Source organism: Rhizobium sp. TRM95796, from assembly GCF_025779995.1.
Classification (GTDB): Bacteria; Pseudomonadota; Alphaproteobacteria; order Rhizobiales; family Rhizobiaceae; genus Rhizobium_E.
Window position 1 is genome coordinate 360,400 of sequence record NZ_JAOXHE010000004.1, and the last position, 21,879, is coordinate 382,278.

Annotated in this window: 23 protein-coding genes; 5 read left to right on the top strand and 18 right to left on the bottom strand. The window is 62.3% G+C overall.

Annotation, left to right across the window (positions count from 1 at the left end; all coding sequences use genetic code 11):
- Nucleotides 1-4 precede the first annotated feature (4 nt).
- The 10 genes from OCK01_RS10410 to OCK01_RS10455 form a co-directional block, all read right to left on the bottom strand.
- Nucleotides 5-415 carry a DUF2442 domain-containing protein gene (locus OCK01_RS10410; protein WP_263823867.1) on the bottom strand — a complete coding sequence of 137 codons (411 nt, stop codon included), beginning with the start codon at nt 413-415 and terminating at the stop codon, nt 5-7.
- Nucleotides 402-650 carry a DUF4160 domain-containing protein gene (locus tag OCK01_RS10415; protein WP_263823868.1) on the bottom strand — a complete coding sequence of 83 codons (249 nt, stop codon included), beginning with the start codon at nt 648-650 and terminating at the stop codon, nt 402-404. Before OCK01_RS10415 ends, OCK01_RS10410 begins: the two co-directional genes overlap by 14 nt.
- A gap of 103 nt (nt 651-753) precedes the next feature.
- Nucleotides 754-2,475: an extracellular solute-binding protein gene (locus tag OCK01_RS10420; RefSeq protein ID WP_263823869.1), complete on the bottom strand. Its 1,722-nt coding sequence runs from the start codon at nt 2,473-2,475 to the stop codon at nt 754-756.
- Between the two features lie 74 nt (nt 2,476-2,549).
- A complete protein-coding gene (locus OCK01_RS10425; RefSeq protein WP_182828442.1) occupies nt 2,550-2,957 on the bottom strand; it encodes a DUF2160 domain-containing protein in 408 nt (135 codons plus the stop codon).
- On the bottom strand, nt 2,957-3,769 hold the full coding sequence (locus tag OCK01_RS10430; RefSeq protein WP_263823870.1) for a carbohydrate ABC transporter permease: 813 nt from the start codon (nt 3,767-3,769) through the stop codon (nt 2,957-2,959). The genes OCK01_RS10425 and OCK01_RS10430 overlap by 1 nt, the downstream gene beginning before the upstream one ends.
- 4 nt (nt 3,770-3,773) lie before the next feature.
- Nucleotides 3,774-4,640 carry a carbohydrate ABC transporter permease gene (locus tag OCK01_RS10435; RefSeq protein ID WP_182828443.1) on the bottom strand — a complete coding sequence of 289 codons (867 nt, stop codon included), beginning with the start codon at nt 4,638-4,640 and terminating at the stop codon, nt 3,774-3,776.
- A 1-nt stretch (nt 4,641) separates the two neighbouring features.
- On the bottom strand, nt 4,642-5,712 hold the full coding sequence (locus OCK01_RS10440; RefSeq protein ID WP_263823871.1) for an ABC transporter ATP-binding protein: 1,071 nt from the start codon (nt 5,710-5,712) through the stop codon (nt 4,642-4,644).
- A 10-nt stretch (nt 5,713-5,722) separates the two neighbouring features.
- Nucleotides 5,723-6,793, bottom strand: coding sequence for an ABC transporter ATP-binding protein (locus OCK01_RS10445; protein WP_182828445.1), 1,071 nt, complete (start codon nt 6,791-6,793; stop codon nt 5,723-5,725).
- A gap of 61 nt (nt 6,794-6,854) precedes the next feature.
- Entirely contained in the window at nt 6,855-8,375 is a 1,521-nt protein-coding gene (gene glpD, locus OCK01_RS10450) for a glycerol-3-phosphate dehydrogenase (protein ID WP_263823872.1), read from the bottom strand.
- Nucleotides 8,376-8,503: 128 nt separating this feature from the next.
- Complete coding sequence (locus OCK01_RS10455; RefSeq protein ID WP_263823873.1) at nt 8,504-9,298, bottom strand: DeoR/GlpR family DNA-binding transcription regulator; 795 nt, start codon at nt 9,296-9,298, stop codon at nt 8,504-8,506.
- Nucleotides 9,299-9,456: 158 nt separating this feature from the next.
- Here OCK01_RS10455 and OCK01_RS10460 point away from each other — a divergent pair, with 158 nt between their 5' ends.
- Nucleotides 9,457-10,389, top strand: coding sequence for a UDP-glucuronic acid decarboxylase family protein (locus OCK01_RS10460; RefSeq protein WP_263823874.1), 933 nt, complete (start codon nt 9,457-9,459; stop codon nt 10,387-10,389).
- A 17-nt stretch (nt 10,390-10,406) separates the two neighbouring features.
- Here OCK01_RS10460 and OCK01_RS10465 read toward each other — a convergent pair whose 3' ends face one another.
- Nucleotides 10,407-11,420: a hydroxyacid dehydrogenase gene (locus OCK01_RS10465; RefSeq protein ID WP_263823875.1), complete on the bottom strand. Its 1,014-nt coding sequence runs from the start codon at nt 11,418-11,420 to the stop codon at nt 10,407-10,409.
- A 113-nt stretch (nt 11,421-11,533) separates the two neighbouring features.
- On the opposite strand from OCK01_RS10465, the gene OCK01_RS10470 reads away from it, so the two are divergent.
- On the top strand, nt 11,534-12,163 hold the full coding sequence (locus OCK01_RS10470) for a nucleoside/nucleotide kinase family protein (RefSeq protein ID WP_263823876.1): 630 nt from the start codon (nt 11,534-11,536) through the stop codon (nt 12,161-12,163).
- A gap of 68 nt (nt 12,164-12,231) precedes the next feature.
- Here the strand turns inward: OCK01_RS10470 and OCK01_RS10475 are convergent, their stop codons facing one another.
- The gene (locus OCK01_RS10475) at nt 12,232-12,441 is read right to left on the bottom strand and encodes a cold-shock protein (protein ID WP_182828450.1); all 210 of its coding nucleotides are present in this window, start codon (nt 12,439-12,441) and stop codon (nt 12,232-12,234) included.
- A 292-nt stretch (nt 12,442-12,733) separates the two neighbouring features.
- Complete coding sequence (locus OCK01_RS10480) at nt 12,734-13,753, bottom strand: aldo/keto reductase (RefSeq protein WP_263823877.1); 1,020 nt, start codon at nt 13,751-13,753, stop codon at nt 12,734-12,736.
- A 152-nt stretch (nt 13,754-13,905) separates the two neighbouring features.
- On the opposite strand from OCK01_RS10480, the gene OCK01_RS10485 reads away from it, so the two are divergent.
- From OCK01_RS10485 to OCK01_RS10495, 3 genes are read left to right on the top strand one after another with little or no spacing between them, the layout of a single operon-like run.
- Nucleotides 13,906-14,712, top strand: coding sequence for a BtpA/SgcQ family protein (locus OCK01_RS10485; RefSeq protein ID WP_263823878.1), 807 nt, complete (start codon nt 13,906-13,908; stop codon nt 14,710-14,712).
- 10 nt (nt 14,713-14,722) lie between these two features.
- Complete coding sequence (locus tag OCK01_RS10490; protein ID WP_263823879.1) at nt 14,723-15,826, top strand: M42 family metallopeptidase; 1,104 nt, start codon at nt 14,723-14,725, stop codon at nt 15,824-15,826.
- An 8-nt stretch (nt 15,827-15,834) separates the two neighbouring features.
- Entirely contained in the window at nt 15,835-17,328 is a 1,494-nt protein-coding gene (locus OCK01_RS10495; RefSeq protein ID WP_263823880.1) for an FGGY-family carbohydrate kinase, read from the top strand.
- An 11-nt stretch (nt 17,329-17,339) separates the two neighbouring features.
- On the opposite strand, the gene OCK01_RS10500 is transcribed toward OCK01_RS10495, so the two are convergent.
- From OCK01_RS10500 to OCK01_RS10520, 5 genes are all read right to left on the bottom strand, one after another.
- Complete coding sequence (locus tag OCK01_RS10500) at nt 17,340-18,476, bottom strand: sensor domain-containing diguanylate cyclase (RefSeq protein ID WP_263823881.1); 1,137 nt, start codon at nt 18,474-18,476, stop codon at nt 17,340-17,342.
- A 98-nt stretch (nt 18,477-18,574) separates the two neighbouring features.
- Nucleotides 18,575-19,207 carry an NAD(P)H-dependent oxidoreductase gene (locus OCK01_RS10505; protein WP_263823882.1) on the bottom strand — a complete coding sequence of 211 codons (633 nt, stop codon included), beginning with the start codon at nt 19,205-19,207 and terminating at the stop codon, nt 18,575-18,577.
- A gap of 113 nt (nt 19,208-19,320) precedes the next feature.
- A complete protein-coding gene (locus OCK01_RS10510) occupies nt 19,321-19,761 on the bottom strand; it encodes an RbsD/FucU family protein (protein ID WP_263823883.1) in 441 nt (146 codons plus the stop codon).
- Nucleotides 19,761-20,648 (bottom strand): carbohydrate ABC transporter permease, encoded by an 888-nt coding sequence (locus tag OCK01_RS10515; RefSeq protein ID WP_263824024.1) that lies wholly within the window; start codon nt 20,646-20,648, stop codon nt 19,761-19,763. The genes OCK01_RS10510 and OCK01_RS10515 overlap by 1 nt, the downstream gene beginning before the upstream one ends.
- Nucleotides 20,649-20,700: 52 nt before the next feature.
- The gene (locus tag OCK01_RS10520; RefSeq protein WP_263823884.1) at nt 20,701-21,825 is read right to left on the bottom strand and encodes a carbohydrate ABC transporter permease; all 1,125 of its coding nucleotides are present in this window, start codon (nt 21,823-21,825) and stop codon (nt 20,701-20,703) included.
- Nucleotides 21,826-21,879: the final 54 nt, after the last annotated feature.

Genomic DNA, 21,879 nt, shown 5'->3' on the forward strand with positions numbered 1-21,879 from the left:
GCTCCTACGCCGTAACCTTGCGCGGCCTGCCGCCCTTCCGGCCGTTTTCGCGCGCCGCCGCGGTTTTTGCGGCGGAGCGAGTCTTGCCGCCGGCGGCGCCGAGTTGGGCGGCCATCCAGGTTTTCGAGCCGAACAGGCCCTGCAGAAGCGCCGGCACATAGAGATCTGTGTCGAGACGCGGCCAATGCAGGCCGAGGCCGGAGGGGCTGAGTTCGATGTCGGCGAGATCGTCTGCCGAGGCCTCGCCGAGCCCTTCCGCCAGATGCGGGGGGAAGGCGAGTTCGACGCCCGTGTCGAGCGCGATCACAATGCGGCCAGCGCGCTGGTCATAGCGGGCCGAGGCGGCCGCGCCCGTGCGCCTTGTCTCGGCCATGCGCGCTTCCGCTTGTCGAATGGTCTCTTCAGAAATGGCCATGAAACACGCTCCACTGGTTGCAAAGATCCGACAGGATCGTCTCAAGCATTGTCTCGATGCGGTTCAGATCCCCTGATTTGAATCCGAAAGATTCCTGCAGGATCGGCGGCCCGTCGGGGCAATGTAAGATGAACACCGCTTCGCCGCCCGCGCCCATCACATGGACATGAGCGGGTCGGTGATCATTGGGATAGATGACCACGCGCAATCCATCAAAGCGAAACACGGTCGGCATGAGGCACTCTACCAAAACCCAAGCGGTTTGGAAAGCGGTCGTCTGCCCACAAAAAAACCGGGGCGTTTCCGCCCCGGTCCGTGAAGTCCCAGTTTGGCGCTGATTACTTCTGCCAGCTCTTGACCAGTTCGTCATAGTTGACGGTCATCGGCTTTTCTTTTTCGTTCTCGATCTTCAGCTGCGGAGCGAGATGGCCGTTCTTCACGGCGTCGGCGTTCCAGTAGGCGAGATCATGCTCCTCGGCGAGCTTCGGACCCATTTCACCCTGCACGCCGGCGCGTTCCAGGCGGCTCAGCACCTTTTCCTGTTCGGCGCAGAGCGAATCCATGGCTTCCTGCGCGGTCTTGGCGCCGGAGGCTGCGTCGCCGATCGCCTGCCACCACAACTGGGCCAGCTTCGGATAGTCCGGAACGTTGGTGCCGGTCGGCGACCACTGCACGCGGGCCGGCGAGCGATAGAACTCGATCAGGCCGCCGAGCTTCGGCGCGCGGTCCGTGAAGCTCTTGTGCTGGATGGTCGATTCGCGGATCAGCGTCAGGCCGACATGGCTCTTCTTGACGTCCACGGTCTTGGAGGTGACGAACTGCGCATAGAGCCAGGCGGCCTTGGCGCGATCGTCGGGCGTGGACTTCAGAAGCGTCCAGGAACCCACGTCCTGATAGCCGAGCTTCATGCCGTCCTTCCAGTAGACGCCATGCGGCGACGGGGCGAAACGCCACTTCGGCGTGCCGTCCTCGTTGACCACCGGCAGGCCGTCCTTGACCATGTCGGCGGTAAAGGCGGTGTACATGAACATCTGCTGGGCGATTTCGCCCTGGGCCGGCACCGGGCCGGATTCCGAGAAGGTCATGCCCTGAGCGGCGGCCGGCGCATAGGCCTTCAGCCAGTCGAGGTATTTCTGGATGGCGTAGACCGAAGCCGGGCCGTTGGTGTCGCCGCCACGAGCGACGCAGGAGCCGACCGGCTGGGACTTTTCGTTGACCTTGATGCCCCATTCGTCGACCGGCAGACCGTTCGGCAGGCCCTTGTCGCCATTGCCGGCCATCGACAGCCAGGCGTCGGTGAAGCGCCAGCCGAGCGAGGGGTCCTTCTTGCCGTAGTCCATGTGGCCATAGACCTTCTTGCCGTCGATTTCGCGACCGGTGAAGAATTCGGCGATGTCTTCGTAAGCGGACCAGTTGACCGGCACGCCGAGGTCGTAGCCGTATTTGGCCTTGAAGTCGGCCTTGTTCTTCTCGTCGTTGAACCAGTCGTAGCGGAACCAGTAGAGGTTCGCGAACTGCTGGTCGGGCAGCTGGTAGAGCTTACCGTCAGGCGCGGTGGTGAATTTCAGGCCGATGAAGTCGTTGAGGTCGAGACCGGGATTGGTCACGTCCTTGCCTTCGTTGGCCATCCAGTCGGTCAGCGAGCGGGCCTGCTGGTAGCGCCAATGGGTGCCGATCAGATCCGAGTCGTTGACATAGGCGTCATAGACATTCTCGCCCGACTGCATCTGCGTCTGCAGCTTTTCGACGACGTCGCCTTCGCCGATCAGGTCATGAGTGATCTTGATGCCGGTGATGGCGGTGAAGGCCGGAGCCAGCACCTTGGATTCATACTCATGCGTGGTGATGGTTTCGGAGACGACCTTGATTTCCATGCCGGCGAAGGGCTTGGCGGCGTCGATGAACCACTGCATTTCCTTTTCCTGGTCCGCGCGGGACAGGGCCGACATGTCGCCGACTTCCTTGTCCAGGAATTGCTTGGCGTCGTCCATGCCGGCGAACGCCGTGCCGGCGAAAGCGAGCAGGATTGCCGCCGTCGATGTCATTAGATGCTTTCGCATAAGATCCTCCCATAGGTTTTGCGATTGCGTATGAAAGCGCGCCGGCTCCCCCGGCCCGCTCATTCCTCCTTGGCTCACACCAGCTTGAACACGCCAAGCGCGTAGACGAGCGAGAGAGCCAGAGCCCACCACAGATTGGCGCCGATCAGCCCCAACCATGCGAGATGAATAAATGCAGAGCCAAGCAGCGAGATGAACAGGCGGTCACCCCGCGTCGTCTCGAAGCGCAGGATGCCGGTGCGCGGATTGCCGCCCGGCGAGGCGCTTTCCCAAACGGCCATCAGCGCCAGCAGAAAGGCGATGGTCATGAAGAACAGGGCGCCGGGGAAGGACCAGGCCATCCAGCCGCCCGGTATCAGCGGCGCGTACCAGTCGACGGCGCCGTCCTTGACCGGCAGGCGCGAGGCGAGAAGGCCCACGGCCCCGGCATAGACGAGAACCACGATGGCGAGCGCGAACGGCCAGCGACGAGTAGCGTTCATCAGACCCTCCCCAGGGCGAAGCCCTTGGCGATGTAATTGCGGACGAAATAGATCACCAGCGCGCCGGGGATCAGGGTCAGCACGCCGGCGGCGGCCAGCACGCCCCAATCCATGCCGGAGGCCGAGACGGTGCGCGTCATGGTGGCGGCGATCGGCTTGGCGTCGGTGGTGGTCAGCGTGCGGGCCAGCAGCAGTTCGACCCAGGAGAACATGAAGCAGAAGAAGGCGGCGACCCCGATGCCCGAGGCGATGAGCGGCGTGAAGATCTTCACGAAGAAGCGCGGGAAGGAATAGCCGTCGATATAGGCGGTTTCGTCGATCTCCTTCGGCACGCCCGACATGAAGCCTTCGAGGATCCAGACGGCCAGCGGCACGTTGAACAGGCAGTGGGCGAGCGCCACCGCGATATGCGTGTCGATCAGGCCGAAGGCCGAATAGAGCTGGAAGAAGGGCAGGGCGAACACCGCCGGCGGGGCCATGCGGTTGGTCAGCAGCCAGAAGAACAGATGCTTGTCGCCCAGAAACCGGTAGCGCGAGAAGGCGTAGGCCGCCGGCAGCGCCACCGACACGGAGATCACCGTGTTGAGCGCCACATAGATGATCGAGTTGATATAGCCGTTATACCAGGCCGGATCGGTGAAGATCACCGTATAGTTCCGAAGCGTCGGACTGGTCGGCCAGAGGGAGAAGGCGCCGGTGATTTCGGCGTTGGTCTTGAAGCTCATATTGACGAGCCAGTAGATCGGCGCGAGCAGGAACAGGATATAGAGCGTCGAGACGAGGGCGGCGCCGTAGCGGGGGGACTTGGTCATGGTCTCAGCCTTTCTGGTCGCTCGAGGTCATCACGGTGTAGAAGATCCATGACAACAACAGGATGATCAGGAAGTAGATGATGGAGAGCGCCGCGGCCGGGCCGAGGTCGAACTGGCCGACCGCCATCTTGACGAGGTCGATCGACAGGAAGGTGGTGGAGTTGCCGGGGCCGCCGCCGGTGACGACGAAGGGCTCGGTGTAGATCATGAAACTGTCCATGAAGCGCAGGAGCACGGCGATCAGCAGCACGCGCTTCATCTTGGGCAGTTCGATATAGCGGAACACGGACCAGCGCGAGGCGCCGTCGATCTTGGCGGCCTGGTAATAGGCTTCCGGGATCGAGACGAGGCCGGCATAGCAGAGCAGCACGACGAGGCTCGTCCAGTGCCACACATCCATCACCACGAGCGTGACCCAGGCGTCGATGGGATCGCGGACATAGTTGTAGTCCACGCCGATGGCCTCGAGCGAGTAGCCGAGCAGACCGATGTCGACGCGGCCGAAGATCTGCCAGATCGTGCCGACCACGTTCCAGGGGATCAGCAGCGGCAGCGCCATCAGCACCAGGCAGACCGGCACGCCCAGGCCCTTCTTGGGCATGTTGAGCGCGATGAAGATGCCGAGCGGCACTTCGAGCGCCAGGATAATGAAGGAGAACAGCAGGTTGCGCTGCAGCGCCGACCAGAAGCGTTCCGACGACAAAGTGTCCGAAAACCACTCGGCGCCCGCCCAGAAGAATTCGTTGTTGCCGAACGTGTCCTGCACCGAATAGTTCACTACCGTCATCAGCGGCACCACGGCGGAGAAGGCGACCAGCGCCAGCACCGGCAGGACCATGAACCAGGCCTTGTTGTTCCAGGTCTTGTTCATCTCAGGCCTCCGTCTTCACGCGCCAGGAATCGGCGTAGAGGTTGATGGCGTCCGGATCGAAAGTGACCCGGGGATCGGCAGGGATCTCGTCGTCCTCTTCGAGGATCGCGGTCAGGCTCTGGCCGGCGAATTGCGTCCGGATCACCTTGTGGCGGCCGATATCCTCGACCTTGGTGACGGTCACGGGCATGCCCTCGCGACCGAGACGGACAAATTCCGGACGGATGCCGAGCTCCATCTTGGCGGCGCCCGCCACCAAGGGGGCGGAGGACAGTTCGATCGCATGCTCGCCGACGCGCACGGACGCGCCGTCCAGCGTCGCCGGCAGCACATTCATGCCGGGCGAGCCGATGAAATAGCCGACGAAAGTGTGGCTGGGCTTTTCGAACAGTTCCGCCGGCGTGCCGATCTGCACGATCTGGCCGTCATACATGACGACGACCTTGTCGGCGAAGGTCAGCGCTTCGGTCTGGTCATGCGTCACATAGACCATGGTATAGCCGAACTGGCGGTGCAGCAGCTTGAGCTGCGAGCGCAGCTGCCATTTCATATGCGGATCGATGACCGTCAGCGGCTCGTCGAACAGGATGGCGCTGACATCAGCGCGCACGAGGCCGCGGCCGAGCGACACTTTCTGCTTGAGATCGGCGGTCAGGCCCTCGGCCTTGCGGCGCGCCATTCCTTCGAGGTCGATGACTTTCAGGATTTCCTGAACCTTGGCCGTGACCTGCGCTTCGGGAATGCCGCGGTTGCGCAAGGGGAAAGCGAGATTGTCGAACACGGTCATCGTGTCATAGACGACCGGGAACTGGAACACTTGGGCAATGTTGCGCTCTTCCGTGCGCAGCCGCGTCACGTCGCGGTCGCCGAGCAGCAGCCGGCCATGCGAGGGCGTCAGCAGGCCCGAGATGATGTTGAGCAGCGTGGTCTTGCCGCAGCCCGAAGGCCCGAGCAGCGCATAAGCGCCGCCGTCTTCGAAAATGTGGTCCACTTCCTTCAGCGCGTAATCCGAAGGCTTCTCCGGATTGGCGGTGTAGGCGTGGCGAATGTGATCGAGCGTGATGCGCGCCATGGTCTTCTCCTCAGGCCGCCAGCGCAGCGTTGCGACCATCTTCGCGGAAGGCGAGCAGGTGGCGCGTGTCCAGATAGACCATCAGATCGGTGCCGGGGGCGATGTCATGCACGCCCTTGGTCAGCATGACCCAGGTTTCCGATCCGTGGGCGAGATGCACGAAGCTTTCCGATCCGGTGATTTCCGTCACCGCCACGCGGGCGGGCAGGGTGGCGGTTTCGATGCTGACGGGCTTCGGCGACAGGTGATGCGGGCGGAAGCCGATGGTGAGCTTGCCGTCGGGAATGGCGGCCATGTCGCGCGGCGTGGCTATTTCCGCGCCGCCATCGAGCGCCAACACGGCGCCGCGCTTGACGGCGGAGATCATGTTGAGCGGCGGATCGGAAAAGGTCTGCGCGGTGAGCAGATCCGTGGGACGGCGGAAGACATCGACCGTCGGACCATATTGGGTGACGCGGCCTTCATGCAGCGTCGCCGTTGCGCCGCCCAGCAACAGGGCTTCAGTCGGTTCGGTGGTGGCGTAAACGAAGATCGCGCCGGTTTCGGCGAAGATGCGCGGCAATTCGGCGCGCAGTTCCTCGCGCAGCTTGTAGTCGAGATTGGCGAGCGGCTCGTCGAGCAGGACCAGGCCGGCATTCTTGACGATGGCGCGGGCGAGCGCGGTGCGCTGCTGCTGGCCGCCGGAGAGTTCGAGCGGCATACGCTTGAGATAAGGGGTGAGGCGCAGCAGTTCTGCGGCCTTCATCACCTGACGCTCGATCTCGGCGCGATCGGCGCCCTTCACGCGGAGCGGCGAGGCGATATTGTCGTAGACGGTCATCGCCGGATAATTGATGAACTGCTGGTAGACCATGGCGACATTGCGGGCCTGAACGGGGACGCCCGTCACATCCTTGCCGTCGAAGAAGACAGATCCCCTGGTGGGGCGGTCGAGACCCGCCATCAGCCGCATCAGCGTGGTCTTGCCCGATAGCGTCGGGCCAAGCAGCACGTTGAGCGAGCCTTTGTCCAGGCGCATGGACACATCGGTGATGTGACGCTCTGCGCCGACGTGTTTGCACACGCCCTTCAGTTCCAGCATTGTTCCTCCTCCCCAGCAGGACTGTCGCCGTCAGCGGCCGTCTCGGCCCATGTCGTCAATCCTACTGCGCAGCGGCGCGTGTGCTCCGCCGGTCTTGCATATAGGCCTCGAGCGCTGTCACGCTGTCGGCATCGAGTGTCAGACCGAGCTTGGTGCGGCGCCAAAGCACATCTTCGGCGTCGACGGCCCATTCCTGGTCCATGAGATAGTTGACTTCGGCTTCGGTCAGATCACCGCCGAAGACGCGGCCGAGATCGGCCAAGCTTCCGGCGCTCTTGACGACAACGAACGCCTTGGTGCCGTAAAGACGCATGAGACGTTCGGCGAGCGCGCCCGGCAGCCAGGGCTTTTCCGTCCGCAGCCGCGACACCAGTCCGCCAAAGCCGTTGCGGTCGAAATCGCCGCCCGGCAGCGTCGCGCCTTCGGTCCAGGGTTTGCCCTTGGCGCCGAGCACCGCCTCGATCTTTTCGAGCATGGATTCGGCGAGCTTGCGATAGGTGGTGATCTTGCCGCCGAAGACATTGAGCATCTGCGGCTCGCCATCTGCGCCGACCGCCTTCAGCACGTAATCGCGGGTGGCTTCCTGCGCCTTGGAGGCGCCGTCGTCATAGAGCGGACGCACGCCGGAATAGGACCACACCATGTCGGCGCGGGTCACAGGCTCTTTGAAATATTCGGAGGCCCCGGCGCAGAGATAATCGATCTCGTCGTCGGTGATCTTCACATCGGCCGGATCGCCCTTGTAGTCGCGATCGGTGGTGCCGATCAGGGTGAAGTCCTGTTCGTAAGGAATGGCGAAGAAGATGCGGCCGTCATTGTTCTGGAAGAAATAGGCGCGCGGATCGGCGAATTTCTTCTTCACCACGATATGGCTGCCCTGAACCAGGCGGACATTGTGGGTGTTGGAGCCGGCGGCGTTCTGCAGCAGCTTGTCGACCCAGGGGCCGGCGGCGTTGACGAAGAGCTTCGCCTTCACCGTGTCGCGGGCGCCGGTGAGCACGTCCTCGACCACGATCGCCCAGAGGCCGCCTTCGCGCCGCGCCGAGACCACTTTGGCGCGGGTGCGGATCGTCGCGCCGCGATCGGCGGCGTCACGGGCGTTGAGCGCCACGAGACGGGCGTCGTTCACCCAGCAATCCGAATATTCGAAGGCCTTGCGGAAGCGATCCTTGAGCGGCTTGCCGGCGGGGTCGCGGGTGAGATCGAGCACTCTGGTGGCCGGCAAAGCCTTGCGGCCGCCTATATGGTCGTAGAGGAACAGGCCGATGCGAATGAGCCAGCCCGGGCGCATGTCCTTGTGCAGCGGCAGCACGAAACGCAGCGGCCAGATGATATGCGGCGCCATGCCCCACAGCACTTCGCGCTCCATCAGCGCTTCGCGCACCAGACGGAATTCGTAATGTTCGAGATAGCGCAGGCCGCCATGGATGAGCTTGGTCGACCAGGAGGATGTGCCGGACGCCAGATCCTTCATTTCCGCCAGGTAGACGGAGTAGCCGCGACCCACCGCGTCGCGGGCGATGCCGCAGCCGTTGATGCCCCCGCCCGCAATGAAAACATCATGGATCACGTCTGCCGTCACGATTCTCTCCCCCTTTCGCATTGCAAAATATATCGCAATTGCGAAACTGAAAACATTCAAAACGAAAACAAAACGAATGTCAATCGAAAACAAACGAGGTAAAATTTTACCGAGCGCACCTTGGATATTTACTGGCCGGATGCGGTGCGAATATCGGACTGCGCGGCGGTCTCGATGAGGTTCACCCCGTTCTCACGACAGATTTTCTGCACGCTCAGCGGATAGCAGCGGTCGGTCACGAAAGTGTGCACCTGCGAAATATGCGCGATTCTGACCGGCGCGGTGCGTTCGAATTTCGTCGAATCCGCCACGAGAATGACGTGCCGGGCATTGGCGATGATCGCCTGAGCCACTTTCACTTCACGAAAATCATAGTCCAAAAGCGCGCCGTCGTCATCGATCGCCGATGCGCCGATCACGGCGTAATCCACCTTGAACTGGCGGATGAAATCGACGGCGGCTTCGCCGACCACGCCGCCGTCGGCGGCGCGCACCACGCCGCCGGCAATGACCACCTCGAATTGCGGATAAACGCGCAACCTGTTGGCGACATTGATGTTGTTGGTGATGATCATCAACCGGCCATGGTCGAGCAGCGCCTGCCCCACGGCCTCCGTCGTGGTGCCGATATTGACGAACAATGAGGCGTTGTCGGGGATCAGGCCGGCGGCGGCGCGGCCGATCGCTTCCTTTTCGCCGGCGGCGATCTGGCGGCGTTGCTCGTATTGCATGTTCTCGGTGCCGGAAGGGAACACCGCCCCGCCGTGAATGCGGTTGAGCAGCTTCTTTTCGCAGAGGTCGTTGAGATCCTTTCGGATCGTCTGCGGCGTCATGTCGAAACGTGACGCGAGATCTTCCACCAGCACCTTGCCATGGGTCTTGGCGATGTCGAGGATCTGTTGATGGCGGGGTGAGAGGAACATGCGCGCGCGTCCGTCGTGTCGTTTTCGCTCCGAAGATAGAACGAAAAAAACGAAAGTAAAGCCTGACCGATATTCCCGCGCGCGTCGCGCGCCGCGCAAGGTCCGGGAAACGGTGGGCGTGTAGCTGGTCTTCAAACGGAAGAGGGAAGGCAGGCGCGATGAAGAGAATTTTGGTCACCGGCGGGGCAGGCTTCTTGGGCTCGCATCTGTGCGAGCGGCTGCTCGAACGGGGCAACTTCGTCACCTGCCTGGACAATTACTTCACCGGCGCGGTCGACAACATCGCCCATCTACGCGGCCACAACAATTTCGCGACCATCGAACAGTCGGTCATCGATCCGGTCGATGTTCGTTTCGAAGAGATCTTCAACCTCGCCTGCCCGGCGTCGCCCGTCCATTATCAATCCGACCCGATCTACACGTTCAAGACCAGCATCATCGGCACGATGAACCTGCTGGAGCTGGCGTCGAAAACGGGCGCCAAGGTGCTGCAGGCCTCTACCTCGGAAATCTATGGCGATCCTCTGATCCATCCGCAGACCGAAGCCTATTGGGGCAACGTCAATACGATGGGCATCCGCTCCTGCTATGACGAGGGCAAGCGCGGCGCGGAAACGCTGATGCATGACTATCACCGCACCCGCGGCGTCAACATCCGCGTCATGCGCATCTTCAACACCTATGGACCGGGCATGAACAAGGCCGATGGCCGCGTCGTGTCGAACTTCATCGTGCAGGCGCTCAGGGGCGACGACATCACCATGTTCGGCGACGGGCTGCAAACCCGGTCCTTCTGCTATCGCGACGACCTGGTCGAGGGCATGATGCGGCTCATGGATGCGCCTGACGAAGTGTCCTATCCTGTCAATATCGGCAATCCCGGCGAATTCACCATGCGCGAACTCGCCGAACTCGTGCTCGAACTGACCGGCTCGAAATCGAAAATCGTCTATCTGCCGTTGCCGCAGGACGATCCGATGCAGCGTTGCCCGGATATCTCCCGCGCCAAGGAGGTGCTCGGATGGGAACCGACCGTGCCCTTGCGCGAAGGTCTGAAGCGTACGATCGACTATTTCAAGACCGTTGTCTGATCGGGAACAGGAACTGATCAGGACTTGTCGATCGGCTTCGAGCGGATACGCATGACGGTTTCCCGTTCCGCCCGCTTGCAGGCCACCGGCGGCAGGCCGCGCGCGATCTGCCCCAGATCTTCCAGCACGTAGTTGCCGATATTTTCGAGCGCCGAGGTCAGCGCGCCGGCGCGATGGGCGGAAAACAGCATGTTCGGAACCGAGCGGATCGGATCGTCCTTCGCGACCGGCTCTTCCGGAAACACGTCCGTCGCGACCAGAATCCGGCCTGACGACGCCGCTTCGGCGAGCGCCTCGAAATCGGCGACGGCGGCGCGGCTGAGCAGCAGGAGTTTCGCGCCCTGCTGCATCAGGCCGAGCTTTTCGGCGTTGAGCAGATGGGCATTTTCGGTGGTGATGGTTGCGACCACGAAAACAAAGCGGCTCTTCGACAGAACCTCATCCAGTGACGCCGGGATCACGCCGAGACGCGACAGCACGCCCTCGGGCAGCCAGGGATCGAAGGCGCGGACGGTGGGGTTGAAGCCTGCCAAAAGCTTGTGCGTGGCGCGGCCGAGATCGCCGAAACCGACGAAGCCGACATCGGAGCCCGCCAGCAGTTCGGCCATGTGATTGCCGTCCAGCCCGTAGAGCTCCTCGCCTTTAAGGAAATCGCCATGCGACGAATGAATGCCGCGGGCGAGCGACAGCGCCATGCCGACGGCCATTTCCGCCACCGGCGCGGCAAAGACCGAGCTCGGCGCGATCACATGCACGCCGCGTTGAAAGCAGGCCTCGTAATCGATATTGGGCAGGAAATTGGTCTCGACATTGACGATGGCGCGCAGCTTGGGCGCGTGATCCAGCCGGTCGCGCTCCATGGGCTGCTGGCTGATCAGCACTTCGGTCTCCGGCAGATGGCGGCGGTAGAAATCGTCGCGATCCTCGCCGTTCCAGGCGATCACGTCATAGGTCGAAAAGAACTTCTCCTTTGCCGACGCGCTGAACATATCCTCGGTGGCGCGAGGGGAGGGGTCGTAGAGTATGCGCATGTCGTGTCTCCTCTTTGTGTCTTTCCTAGCCCTGGCAAGACGGTTTGGAAAGGCGGCGAAGTTTGCGAAACGACCTCTGCTGCGCTAATCGAGGTGAGACAAGGGAGGATGCCATGCGACTGTCCATCACATTCGAAACACTCGTGGAAACCGTCGAGGCGCGGGGCGCGGAGACGAGATCGATCACCGCCATTGCCGGTCCGCCGGGCGCAGGCAAATCGACGCTCGCCGAGCAGCTTGTCGAGGCGCTGAACGCGCGCGAACCGGGATCGGCGGCTGTCTTTCCGATGGACGGCTACCACTATGACGATCTTGTGCTCGTGCCGCGCGGGCTCCGCCCTCGCAAGGGCGCGCCCGAAACCTTCGACGTCGCCGGCTTCTCGCATATGCTCGGCCGCCTGCGCGCCAATCTGGACGACGAGGTGGCGGTGCCGGTGTTCGACCGCTCCATCGAGATCGCCCGCGCCGGCGGGCGCATGATCCCGAAAAATGTCCGGCATCTGGTGGTGGAAGGAAACTATATCCTGCTGGGAGACGGCGCCTGGGCCGATCTCCACCAGCATTATGATACTACCGTGCTGATCGACGTCCCCGAGGAGGAGCTGCGTCGACGGCTGATCGAGCGTTGGAAGGATCTGAGCGGCGAGGACCTCGCCTTCAAGCTGGACGGGAACGACCTGCCCAACGGGCGGCTGGTGACGACGCGGAGCATCGAGCCGGAATTCGTGTATCTGCAGGGATAGTCCGACATGATCGAGGGCGCGAACCCTGCGGTTCGCGCCCTCGAAAACGTTCCGGATCTATCGACAGATCAAGCGGCGCGCAGATTGCCGGCGGCGGACTTGCCGGTGCGGCGGTCAGCGAGCACTTCGTAGGAGATTTTCTGGCCTTCGTTGAGCGTGGTCATGCCGGCGCGTTCAACGGCGCTGATATGAACGAAAACATCCGCGCCGCCATTGTCCGGCTGAATGAATCCGTAACCCTTCTGGGAGTTGAACCACTTTACGGTACCAGTGTTCATAACAGTTCCTTTCGAGAACCTTGGTATAATAGAGTGCTCTCTGCCGAGAGCAGGTGGTGGCATCGATAGATCGTTCGGGGATAAGTCGTAGGCCGCGCCCGTCCCAGGACGGGGGAGCCGAGCCAATCGGCCTCAAGAAAATCGATGGCGGCATTGGTGACAGAAAAAAACGGTCCGCACAAGAGTCCCGAACACTGCTTTTTTCATCCATCATCGCGAATAGGTTGCGCCTGCGCCGGCCGCGTTCCGGGGAACGCGACACGTCTTTATAAGCGGTCAATGACGAAGTAATTCACACCGGCGCGTCGGCGCGGAGCAGGCCTTCCGATTTCAATTGATCCCACAAAGCGGATGGAATGTCCTTGCCGAGAATGTCGCGATTAGAGCGGACTTCCGCCACGCTCTGGCCGCCCGGAATGACCGAAACAACCTGCGGATGCCTGAGCGGGAAATTCAGCGCCGCTTCGATCAGCCGCACGCCATGCGCCTGGCAGACCGCATCGATCCTGCGGACGCGCTCGATCACCTCCGCTGGCGCGTTGGAATAATTATACTGAGCCGCTTCCGAAGGGCCGCGGGCGAGAATGCCGGAATTATAGGGGCCGCCGAGCACGATGCCTATGTTGCGCTGTTCGCAGAGCGGCAGGAACGTCGTCAAGGCCTCCTGTTCCAGCAGCGTATAGCGGCCGGCGAGCAGAAACAGGTCGAAATCGCCGCGCTCGGCCAGCGTCTGGCACACCTGCCATTCATTGACGCCGCCGCCAAAGGCGCCGATCACGCCCTGGTCCCTCAGCGATAGCAGCGCGTAATAGCCGCCGCGCATGAATTCCTCGATGCGGGCGTCCGACGCCTCCTTGGAGCCATGGGTGAAGATGTCGACGTCGTGGACGAAGATGATGTCGAAGCGATCGAGACCAGTGCGCTCGAAGGAGGCCTCGAAGGAGCGCATCACGCCGTCATAGGAATAGTCGTAGACCTCGCGGCGGTTGGGCGTGTCGAAAAACTTGCCGATGCCGGTGCGTTGTTCCGGAGGGCAGACCGACATGAGACGGCCGACCTTGGTCGAGATCAGATAGTCCTCACGCTTCTTCGCCTTGAGAAAATCGCCGACGCGGCGTTCGGACAGTCCGAGGCCGTAGAGCGGCGCGGTGTCGAAATAGCGGCAGCCGGTTTCCCAGGCGGCGTCGAGAACCGCGTGCGCCTCTTCGTCCGAAACCGCCTTGTAGAGATTGCCGAGCGGGGCCGTGCCGAAACCGAGCTCGGTGAAATCGAAACCGCCATTGCCGCGACGGTCCCAGTGCCGGATTTTCATCGCCATCCTCCTGAATAAGTCTCCTCGTACGGGGAGTGTATCGAGGCGGCGGATGCGAAAGCAATTGTTTTTATTCATTTTCAAAGGTGCGCCCGTGACAAGCCGCGGATGAAATGGCAAGTTCCCGGTCACGGTTTGGAGGAGATCGTTTCGTGAGTGAAAAACTGAAACGCCTGTTCGGCGACATCAAGCCCGTCATCGCCATGGTCCATTTCGGCGCGCTGCCCGGCTCGCCGCTCTATGATCGCGAGGGTGGCCTGGACGCGCTGCTGAACGGCGTCCGCAAGGACCTGGCCGCGCTGCAGGACGCCGGTTTCGACGCCGTGATGTTCGGCAACGAAAACGACCGGCCCTATGAATTCAAGGTGGATACTGCGTCGATCGCCACCATGGCCTATGTGATCGGCCAGGTGCGCCAGGAGATCCGCATTCCCTTCGGCGTCAACGTGCTCTGGGATCCCGAAGCGTCGATCGCGCTGGCCGCCGCCACAGGCGCGGGTTTCGTTCGAGAAATCTTCACCGGAACCTATGCCTCCGACATGGGCCCCTGGACCCCCGATGCGGGCAAAGCGATGCGCTATCGCGACCGGCTCCATCGACAGGATCTGGCGTTGCTGTATAACATCTCGGCGGAATTCGCCTATTCGCTCGACCGTCGCAGCGTCGCCGATCGCGCCCGCAGCGCGGTATTCTCGTCCATTCCCGATGCGGTGCTGGTGTCCGGCAATATCACCGGCGAGGCGGCCGAAATGACCGATCTCGAAGCCGTGAAGCGCGTGCTGCCCGACACCTATGTCTTCGCCAATACCGGCGTGAAGCACGCGACCGTGCGCGATACGCTGAAGGTGGCCGATGGCGTCATCGTCGGTTCGTCGCTCAAATATGACGGCCACACCTGGAACGCCGTCGATCCCGAGCGGGCGGCGGAATTCATGCGCCAGGTCCGTATGGATCGCTGAGGAGGCGGATATGCGCGACAGGCTGAGAGCCGAACTCGAAACGCTGATGCGCATTCCCGGCCTGTCCGGCTATGAAGGGCGCGTCCGCCGTTACCTCAAGGCGCAATTGCAGGAGATCGGGCTTGAAACCCGCACCGACCGGCTGGGCAATCTGATCGCCACGATCGATGGCGCCGAGGGCGCGCCCTCGGTGATGCTGTTCACCCATATGGACCAGCTCGGCTTCGTGGTCCGCAAGATCGAGAAAAACGGCTATATCAGGGTTGAGCGCCTTGGCGGGGTGCCGGAGCGCGCGCTCGCCTCGCAGGCGGTGCTGTTCTCGCTCGGCGACGGCCGGGATATTCCCGGCGTCATCGCCAACAAGGCCCATCACGCCACCCAGCCGGACGAGAAATACAAGGTGCTGCCCTATCCGGAGCTCTATATCGACGCCGGCTTCAAAAGCGCCGAGGAGGCTCTGGCTGCGGGCATCGATGTGGGCGCGCCGATCGTCTACCAGCCCGAGGTCATCGACCTTCGCAACGGCCGCATCGCCGGCACGTCGGTCGATGACCGGGCCGGCTGCGCGGTGGTGCTGGAGGTGGCCCGCGCGCTCGCCTCGGCTGAGGACAAGCCGACGGTGCATATCGTCTTCTCCGTGCTGGAAGAGTTCAATCTGCGCGGCGCGCTGACGGCGGCGCAGATGCTCGAGCCCGATATCGCCATCCAGATCGACATCATCCTCGCCGCCGACACGCCCGATATGGGCGCGCGGGGTGATGTGACGCTCGGCGGCGGGCCGGGCATGGGGCTCTATTCTTTCCACGGACGCGGCACGCTCAACGGCACGATCCCGCATCCGGCGCTTGTGCGACTGTTCGAGGAGACGGCGGAGTGCGAGAAGATCCGCCTGCAGAAAAGCGCCCATATCGGCTGCCTGACGGATTCCTCCTATGTGCAGCTGGTCGGCCAGGGCGTGGCGTCGATCGATATGGGCTTTCCCATGCGCTATTCGCATTCCTCGCTCGAAATGTGCGATCTCGCCGATCTCGAAGAGCTGACGCGCCTGCTCGTCGCGGCCATTGTCAGGGTCAAGCCGGGCTTCAGCCTCGATCGGGACGATTTCGAACAATAGAGGGGACGATGGCCTATTATCTCGGCGTCGATATCGGGACTTTCGAATCCAAGGGCGTGCTGGTCGATGGCGCCGGCGAGATCGTCGCGCAGGCGGCGCGCCCGCACAAGATGCTGGTGCCGCAGCCGGGCTGGGCCGAACACGATCCAGATAAGGACTGGTGGGGCGACTTCTGCTTTCTCTCCAAGGCGCTGATCGCCAAAAGCGGGATCGATCCGCACGATATCCGCGCAGTCGGCGCCTCAGCCATCGGCCCCTGCATGCTGCCGGTGGATCGCGACGGCAATGCGCTGATGAACGGCGTGCTCTATGGCGTCGACACCCGCGCCGCCCGCGAGATCGAAAGTTTGACCGCCAGTCTCGGCGAGGCGCGCATTCTCGACGAATGCGGCAATGCGCTGACCTCGCAATCGGTCGGGCCAAAGATTCTGTGGCTCAAGAACAACCGGCCCGATCTCTATGACAAGGCCGACAAGTTCGTGACGTCGACGACCTATATCGTCCAGAAGCTGACGGGTCGGTCGGTGATGGATCATTACACCGCCGCCAACTTCTCGCCTCTCTACCGGATCGACGAGCAGGGCTGGTCGGATGCGCTCAATGACGGCATCGCGCCGCTGGACAAGCTGCCCGAGATCCTCTGGACCACCGACATCGCCGGCGAAGTCACGGCCGCCGCCGCCCATGCCACCGGGCTGGCGGCCGGCACGCCCGTGATTTGCGGAACGATCGACGCGGCGGCGGAAGCCTTCTCCATTGGCGTGAGCGAAGCCGGCGATATGATGGTGATGTATGGCTCGACCATCTTCATCATCGAACTGACCGAGATGCGCGTGCGCGACGCCCGTCTCTGGTATGCGCCCTGGCTGTTTCCGGGCGAGCACGCCTCGATGTCGGGGCTCGCGACGTCGGGCACGCTCACGCATTGGTTCCGCGACCAGTTCGGGCGGGATCTCGATCCGGCCCAGGCTTTCTCCGAACTCGCCCGCGAGGCGGAAACGTCCGAGCCGGGCGCGAAGGGATTGGTCTTCCTGCCCTATTTTTCCGGCGAGCGGACGCCGCTGCACGATCCCGACGCCAAGGGCGTGCTGTTCGGGCTCAATCTCACCCATGGCCGCGGCGATATCTACCGGGCGCTGATCGAGGGGATCGCGCATGCCACCAACCATATCTTCGAGACCTATGCGGAGGCAGGCGCTCAGCCCAAGCGGCTGATGGCGGTGGGCGGCGGCGTCAAGAACAAGATCTGGCTGGAAGCGACCTCCGATATTTCGGGTCTTCCGCAGAGATTGGCGCGACGCATGGTCGGCGCCTCCTATGGCGACGCTTTTCTCGCCGCGCTTGGCGTCGGCGATGTCAGGCGCGAGGATATCCTGGCATGGAACCCGGTCGAGGCGGAAGTCGCGGCGCGGCCGCACGCGGCCCATGCCCGCAATCACCGGATATTCCGCAGTCTCTATCTGCAGACCAAGGATCTGATGCGCGACTTGTCCGCTCGGTGACGCGGCTCGGTTCAGGCTTCGGCGTGTAGCCAGACACGGTTGCGGCCGTTCTGCTTGGCCTTGTAAAGGGCGGCGTCGGCTGCGCTCATGACGTCGGAGATGCCGTTTGCGGCTCTGGCGATGGCGACGCCGGCGCTGATGGTGGTAACGACGCCGTCGTGGCTTTCGATCCGCTTGCGTATCAGTTCCGCAAGGGCGAGCGCGGCGTCATGGCCCGATCCGGGCAGGAAGACGCCGAATTCCTCGCCGCCCAGACGTCCGTAGATCGCGTGCGAAGGCAGGCCGCCGGAAATCGCCGCGGCCACCTTCCGCAAAACCTCGTCTCCGGCGGCATGGCCCATCGTGTCGTTCACGCGTTTGAAATGGTCGATGTCGAGCAGGATGAAGGCGTCGCCGGTGTTCGGCTGCGGCGGCAGTCCGTTGAAGAAGTGACGCCGGTTGGGAAGGCCGGTCAGTTCATCCGTGGCGATCAGCCGGTGCAGATCCGCTTCCGTCCGCTCCTTCACCATGATGATGATGAACAGGCAGATGATGAAGAACAGCACGATCAACAGGAAGAAAACGACATCGAGGACGGCGGGCGACAGAACCAACCCGTTGATGCCGAGCACGATCGCCAGGCAGAGAAGCGCGCCGAAACCGAGCGCCAGCGAAAGAGGGATCTTCGCGCTCAACCGCTCTCGCCGCAGATCATGAAACACCATGCCGGCGCAGGCCAGGAGATAGCAGGTCGCGCAGAGATTGAAGACGGACGCCCTGATGGCGTTGTCTTGCACATGCCCACTGGCCCAGATACAGATGGAGAGCAGCACCGGAGGGATGAAGGCGATACTGAGAGGGTTGGCGCCGGCGCCGGTGGTCAGCGTCTTCAGGCCGATCCACATGAGGGCGTAACCGAGCAGGCCGAATGCGAAGCTGGCTAGGGTCCATCCTGCGCCCACGACGTCATGGGCCTCCACCAGGCCGGCGAGCGTGGTCGCGGCGGCCTGGAGCAAGAAAGATGTGGCGAGCACGCCGAGACCTTGGACATGGTCGCCATGTCCGCGGACGTATAAAAAGCACAACGCCCCGACCAAAAGAGACGATTTGAACAGCAAGAGAATGGTGGCGAGATCCACGACGCTGGCTTCCGGCGGTAATTTAACCACTGAATATTATACGAAGCCAGTTACGGTTTCCTGAACCGGTTCAATTTCGACGGCAAAAAAGAGGAACGCGACAGCAAATCCATCGCGTTCCGCCGGGGTCAGGCGACGACGGAGACGAACTCGTCCCTGGGGCGACGCACCTTCTTGAGGTTGGCCAGCCAATCGCCTTCCGCTTCGCGATAGCCGAGCGGCAGAATGGTCACAGAGCGCAGGCCGCGCGCGCGCAGGCCGAGGATCTCGTCGAGGGCTGCGGGATCGAAGCCTTCCATCGGGGTCGCGTCGACCTTTTCTTCCGCCGCCTGGGCGATGGCGAGGCCGAAGCCGATATAAGCCTGGCGGGCGGCGTGCTCGAAGTTCACCTGCTCATCGCGCTGGGGATAGCTGTCGAGCAGCATCTGGCGATAATTTTCCCATCCCTCGTTGGTGAAACCGCGTTCCTCGTTGACGAGGTCGAACATCTTGTTGATGCGATCGGTCGTGTAATTGTCCCAGGCGGCGAAGACGAGCAGATGCGAGCCGTCCGTGACCTGCGCCTGGTTCCAGGCGATCGCCTTGATCTTTTCGCGTATGTCCTTGTTGGTGATGACGATGACTTCGAAGGGTTGCAGCCCGCTCGATGTCGGAGCAAGCCGGGCCGCCTCGACAATGCGGTCGACCTTATCTTCGGCGACGGTCTTGGAGGGGTCCATTTTCTTGGTGGCGTAGCGCCAGGAGAGGGTGTCGAGAAGCATGAGTGCCTTCCTAAATGATCGTTGCATCGATCAGGTAGGAGCCGTGGCGCCAGAAAACAATTAGCATGCTGATAAATATTTTACGTCGGAAGGAGACGTCTTCCGGGCTCCGTCTAGATCACGCCCTTCTTGACGATAAAACAACCGTAGGGCCCAGGATCGGATGTTCGAAACACCACAAAACTCTGCCGCGCCGCCTCATAGAAGGCGAAGCGCTCGAGCGCCGCCATCCCCACGGATCGGCCTTCGGCCGCATCGACCACCGCCTGCACGGCGTCGAAGATCGGCAGGACCTCGCCGGGATTGCCGACGACTTGCATGCGCTTGACCGGCTGCTCGACGAAAGTGTCGACCGGAAACAGTTCGAGAATGGCGGCGAGCGCGGTGGGTATGTCCGCGCCCGCCAGATCGATGATCTCGCCATAGACGGTGTCCCGCGCGATGGTGGCCGCCGGGTGATTGACGTCGCAGATCAGGAACTCGTCGCCATGGCCCATCAACATCAGCGCGTTCAGGGCTTCGGCGCTTAGCAGACGCGGGATCCTTTTCAGCATCACTTCACCGACCCGGCCGTCATGCCCTTGATGATGTAGCGTTCGAGGAAAATGCCGATGACGACCAGCGGCGCGATGGCCGCCGTCGACAGCGCCGCCATGGACCACCAGTTGATGCCCTGCGATCCGGTCTGGCTCGCCACCATCACCGGGACAGTCGTCGCATGGGTGGAGGTGAGCAGGGCGGCGAAGAAATATTCGTTCCAGCACAGCACCAACGCCAGGATGAAGGCGGCGACCATGCCGGGCGCGGCCAAAGGAAAGACGATGCGGAAGAAGGCGCCCCAAATCGACAGGCCGTCCACCAGCGCCGCTTCCTCGAGCTCGACGGGAATGCCGGCGAACTGGTCGCGCATGATCCAGATGACGATCGGCAGCACCATCAGCGTGTAGAGCATCACCAGGCCGATGGTGGTGTCGAGCAGCGCCAACTCCTTGTAGAGCGCCAGGAACGGCAGCGCCAGCACAACCGGCGGCAGGATCAGCTGCGACAGGAAGAAGAAGGAGATGTCCTTGTTGCGCATCCAGCCGATCTTATAGGCGAAGCGGGTCAACCCGTAGGCGGCGAGCGAGCCGATCAGGACGGCCAGCAGCGAGGCGCTGACGGAGGTGATGACGCTGTTGTAAAAGCGTTTCAGGAATTCGTCCCGCACCGTGGAGGGCCGTATAATGCTCTCGGGGGACAGGCCGAGGGACTGCCAGCCTTTCCAGTTCGGCGCGAAGTCTATCCAGGGGGTGATCGCGCCCTTCTGCACATCCTTGGCAACCTTGAACGACGTCGTCAGCGTCCAGTAGATCGGAAACAGGCAGATGATCGTCCAGAGCGTCAGGGCTCCGTAGATGAAGAAGCGGCCGAAATAGAATTTCGCGGTTCCGTCTTTTTCCATGGGCGCGTCGGCGGCGCTGATGGCTTGGCTCAGTGTCGTCATGACGTCCTCCTCAATTCTGATCGCTGGTGTTCCACCGGCTGGCGAGTTTCAACAAGCCGGTGACGAAGAGGATGATCAACACGAGATAGACGAAGGCCAGCATGGTGCCGTAACCGACATTCGATCGCTCCCGATATTCACGGAAGATGAAGCTGGTCACGGTGTCGGTCGCCCCGCCCGGGCCGCCGGCGGTCATGTTGATGACGATGTCGGCGAGCTTCAGTTTGAAGATCACCCGGAGGATGACGGCGGTGATCGACACCGGCAGCATCAACGGGAAGGTGATCCGCCAGAAAGCCTGCCATGGCGTCGCGCCATCGACGCGGGCGGCTTCCTGCACTTCCTTCGGCATGGCCTGCAGGCCGGCGAGCAGCATGATCAGCATGAACGGGATATAGGTCCAGGCGTCCATGATCATGATCGACACGCGGGCGATGCCGGGGGTCGAGAAGAAGGCCGGTTGATCCCAGCCGAGGTGGCGCGCCAATGTGGCGAGGGGTCCGAAGCGATATTCGCCGAGCGACTTGCCCACCATCCACGACACCGCCACCGGCGACAGCATGAAGGGCAGCAGGAAGGCGATGCGGAAGAATTTGCGCGCCCGGATTTCGGCGTTCAGGAGCAAAGCGAGCCCGAAGGCGATAGCGTATTCCACCAGGATCGCCAACACGTAGTAAACCATGTTGAGGATGGCGTTCCAGAAATACGGATCGCTCGACATCCGCACCAGATTATCGACGCCGTTGAAATGCTGGCCTTCGAAGGAGGAAAGATTCCAATCGGTGAACGCGATGTACAGACCGAAGATGGTCGGAAAGATCACCATGAACACGGTGAATAGAAAGGCAGGCAGGATGAACAGCATCTTCTTGCCGTATTCGCCCCGGACCATCACCAGCGAATAGGCCAGCGCCACGCACCACAGCATGACGGCGTAGAGCACCGGACGCCAGTTGTCGAAGCCGACCGCGAGCAGGCCTGCGACGTGAAAACTCTGCACCACAGCGGTGACGACGAGCAAGGCCGTCGCGGCCCAGAACGCCAGGCGCCCCAGCCGTTTGCGGCTTTCGGGAATTTCGTCGTCGGTGTTGACCGTGAATAGCCGGTCATTGACCAGATCAGCGCTGCTCGACATGCGGCTCCGCCCATTCCTCTAGATGTCCAGGTAAACAGAAAGGCCGGCGGCGTA

Coding starts and splice junctions, on each gene's coding strand:
- OCK01_RS10460 (WP_263823874.1), top strand. CDS start 9,457: ATGAAGAGAATTTTGGTCACCGGCGGGGCAGGCTTCTTGGGCTCGCAT.
- OCK01_RS10475 (WP_182828450.1), bottom strand. CDS start 12,441: ATGAACACTGGTACCGTAAAGTGGTTCAACTCCCAGAAGGGTTACGGA.
- OCK01_RS10440 (WP_263823871.1), bottom strand. CDS start 5,712: ATGGCGCGCATCACGCTCGATCACATTCGCCACGCCTACACCGCCAAT.
- OCK01_RS10420 (WP_263823869.1), bottom strand. CDS start 2,475: ATGCGAAAGCATCTAATGACATCGACGGCGGCAATCCTGCTCGCTTTC.
- OCK01_RS10520 (WP_263823884.1), bottom strand. CDS start 21,825: ATGTCGAGCAGCGCTGATCTGGTCAATGACCGGCTATTCACGGTCAAC.
- OCK01_RS10425 (WP_182828442.1), bottom strand. CDS start 2,957: ATGAACGCTACTCGTCGCTGGCCGTTCGCGCTCGCCATCGTGGTTCTC.
- OCK01_RS10480 (WP_263823877.1), bottom strand. CDS start 13,753: ATGAAAATCCGGCACTGGGACCGTCGCGGCAATGGCGGTTTCGATTTC.
- OCK01_RS10490 (WP_263823879.1), top strand. CDS start 14,723: ATGCGCGACAGGCTGAGAGCCGAACTCGAAACGCTGATGCGCATTCCC.
- OCK01_RS10445 (WP_182828445.1), bottom strand. CDS start 6,793: ATGCTGGAACTGAAGGGCGTGTGCAAACACGTCGGCGCAGAGCGTCAC.
- OCK01_RS10455 (WP_263823873.1), bottom strand. CDS start 9,298: ATGTTCCTCTCACCCCGCCATCAACAGATCCTCGACATCGCCAAGACC.
- OCK01_RS10470 (WP_263823876.1), top strand. CDS start 11,534: ATGCGACTGTCCATCACATTCGAAACACTCGTGGAAACCGTCGAGGCG.
- OCK01_RS10495 (WP_263823880.1), top strand. CDS start 15,835: ATGGCCTATTATCTCGGCGTCGATATCGGGACTTTCGAATCCAAGGGC.
- OCK01_RS10435 (WP_182828443.1), bottom strand. CDS start 4,640: ATGAACAAGACCTGGAACAACAAGGCCTGGTTCATGGTCCTGCCGGTG.
- OCK01_RS10415 (WP_263823868.1), bottom strand. CDS start 650: ATGCCGACCGTGTTTCGCTTTGATGGATTGCGCGTGGTCATCTATCCC.
- OCK01_RS10505 (WP_263823882.1), bottom strand. CDS start 19,207: ATGCTTCTCGACACCCTCTCCTGGCGCTACGCCACCAAGAAAATGGAC.
- OCK01_RS10465 (WP_263823875.1), bottom strand. CDS start 11,420: ATGCGCATACTCTACGACCCCTCCCCTCGCGCCACCGAGGATATGTTC.
- OCK01_RS10510 (WP_263823883.1), bottom strand. CDS start 19,761: ATGCTGAAAAGGATCCCGCGTCTGCTAAGCGCCGAAGCCCTGAACGCG.
- OCK01_RS10430 (WP_263823870.1), bottom strand. CDS start 3,769: ATGACCAAGTCCCCCCGCTACGGCGCCGCCCTCGTCTCGACGCTCTAT.
- OCK01_RS10515 (WP_263824024.1), bottom strand. CDS start 20,648: ATGGAAAAAGACGGAACCGCGAAATTCTATTTCGGCCGCTTCTTCATC.
- OCK01_RS10410 (WP_263823867.1), bottom strand. CDS start 415: ATGGCCATTTCTGAAGAGACCATTCGACAAGCGGAAGCGCGCATGGCC.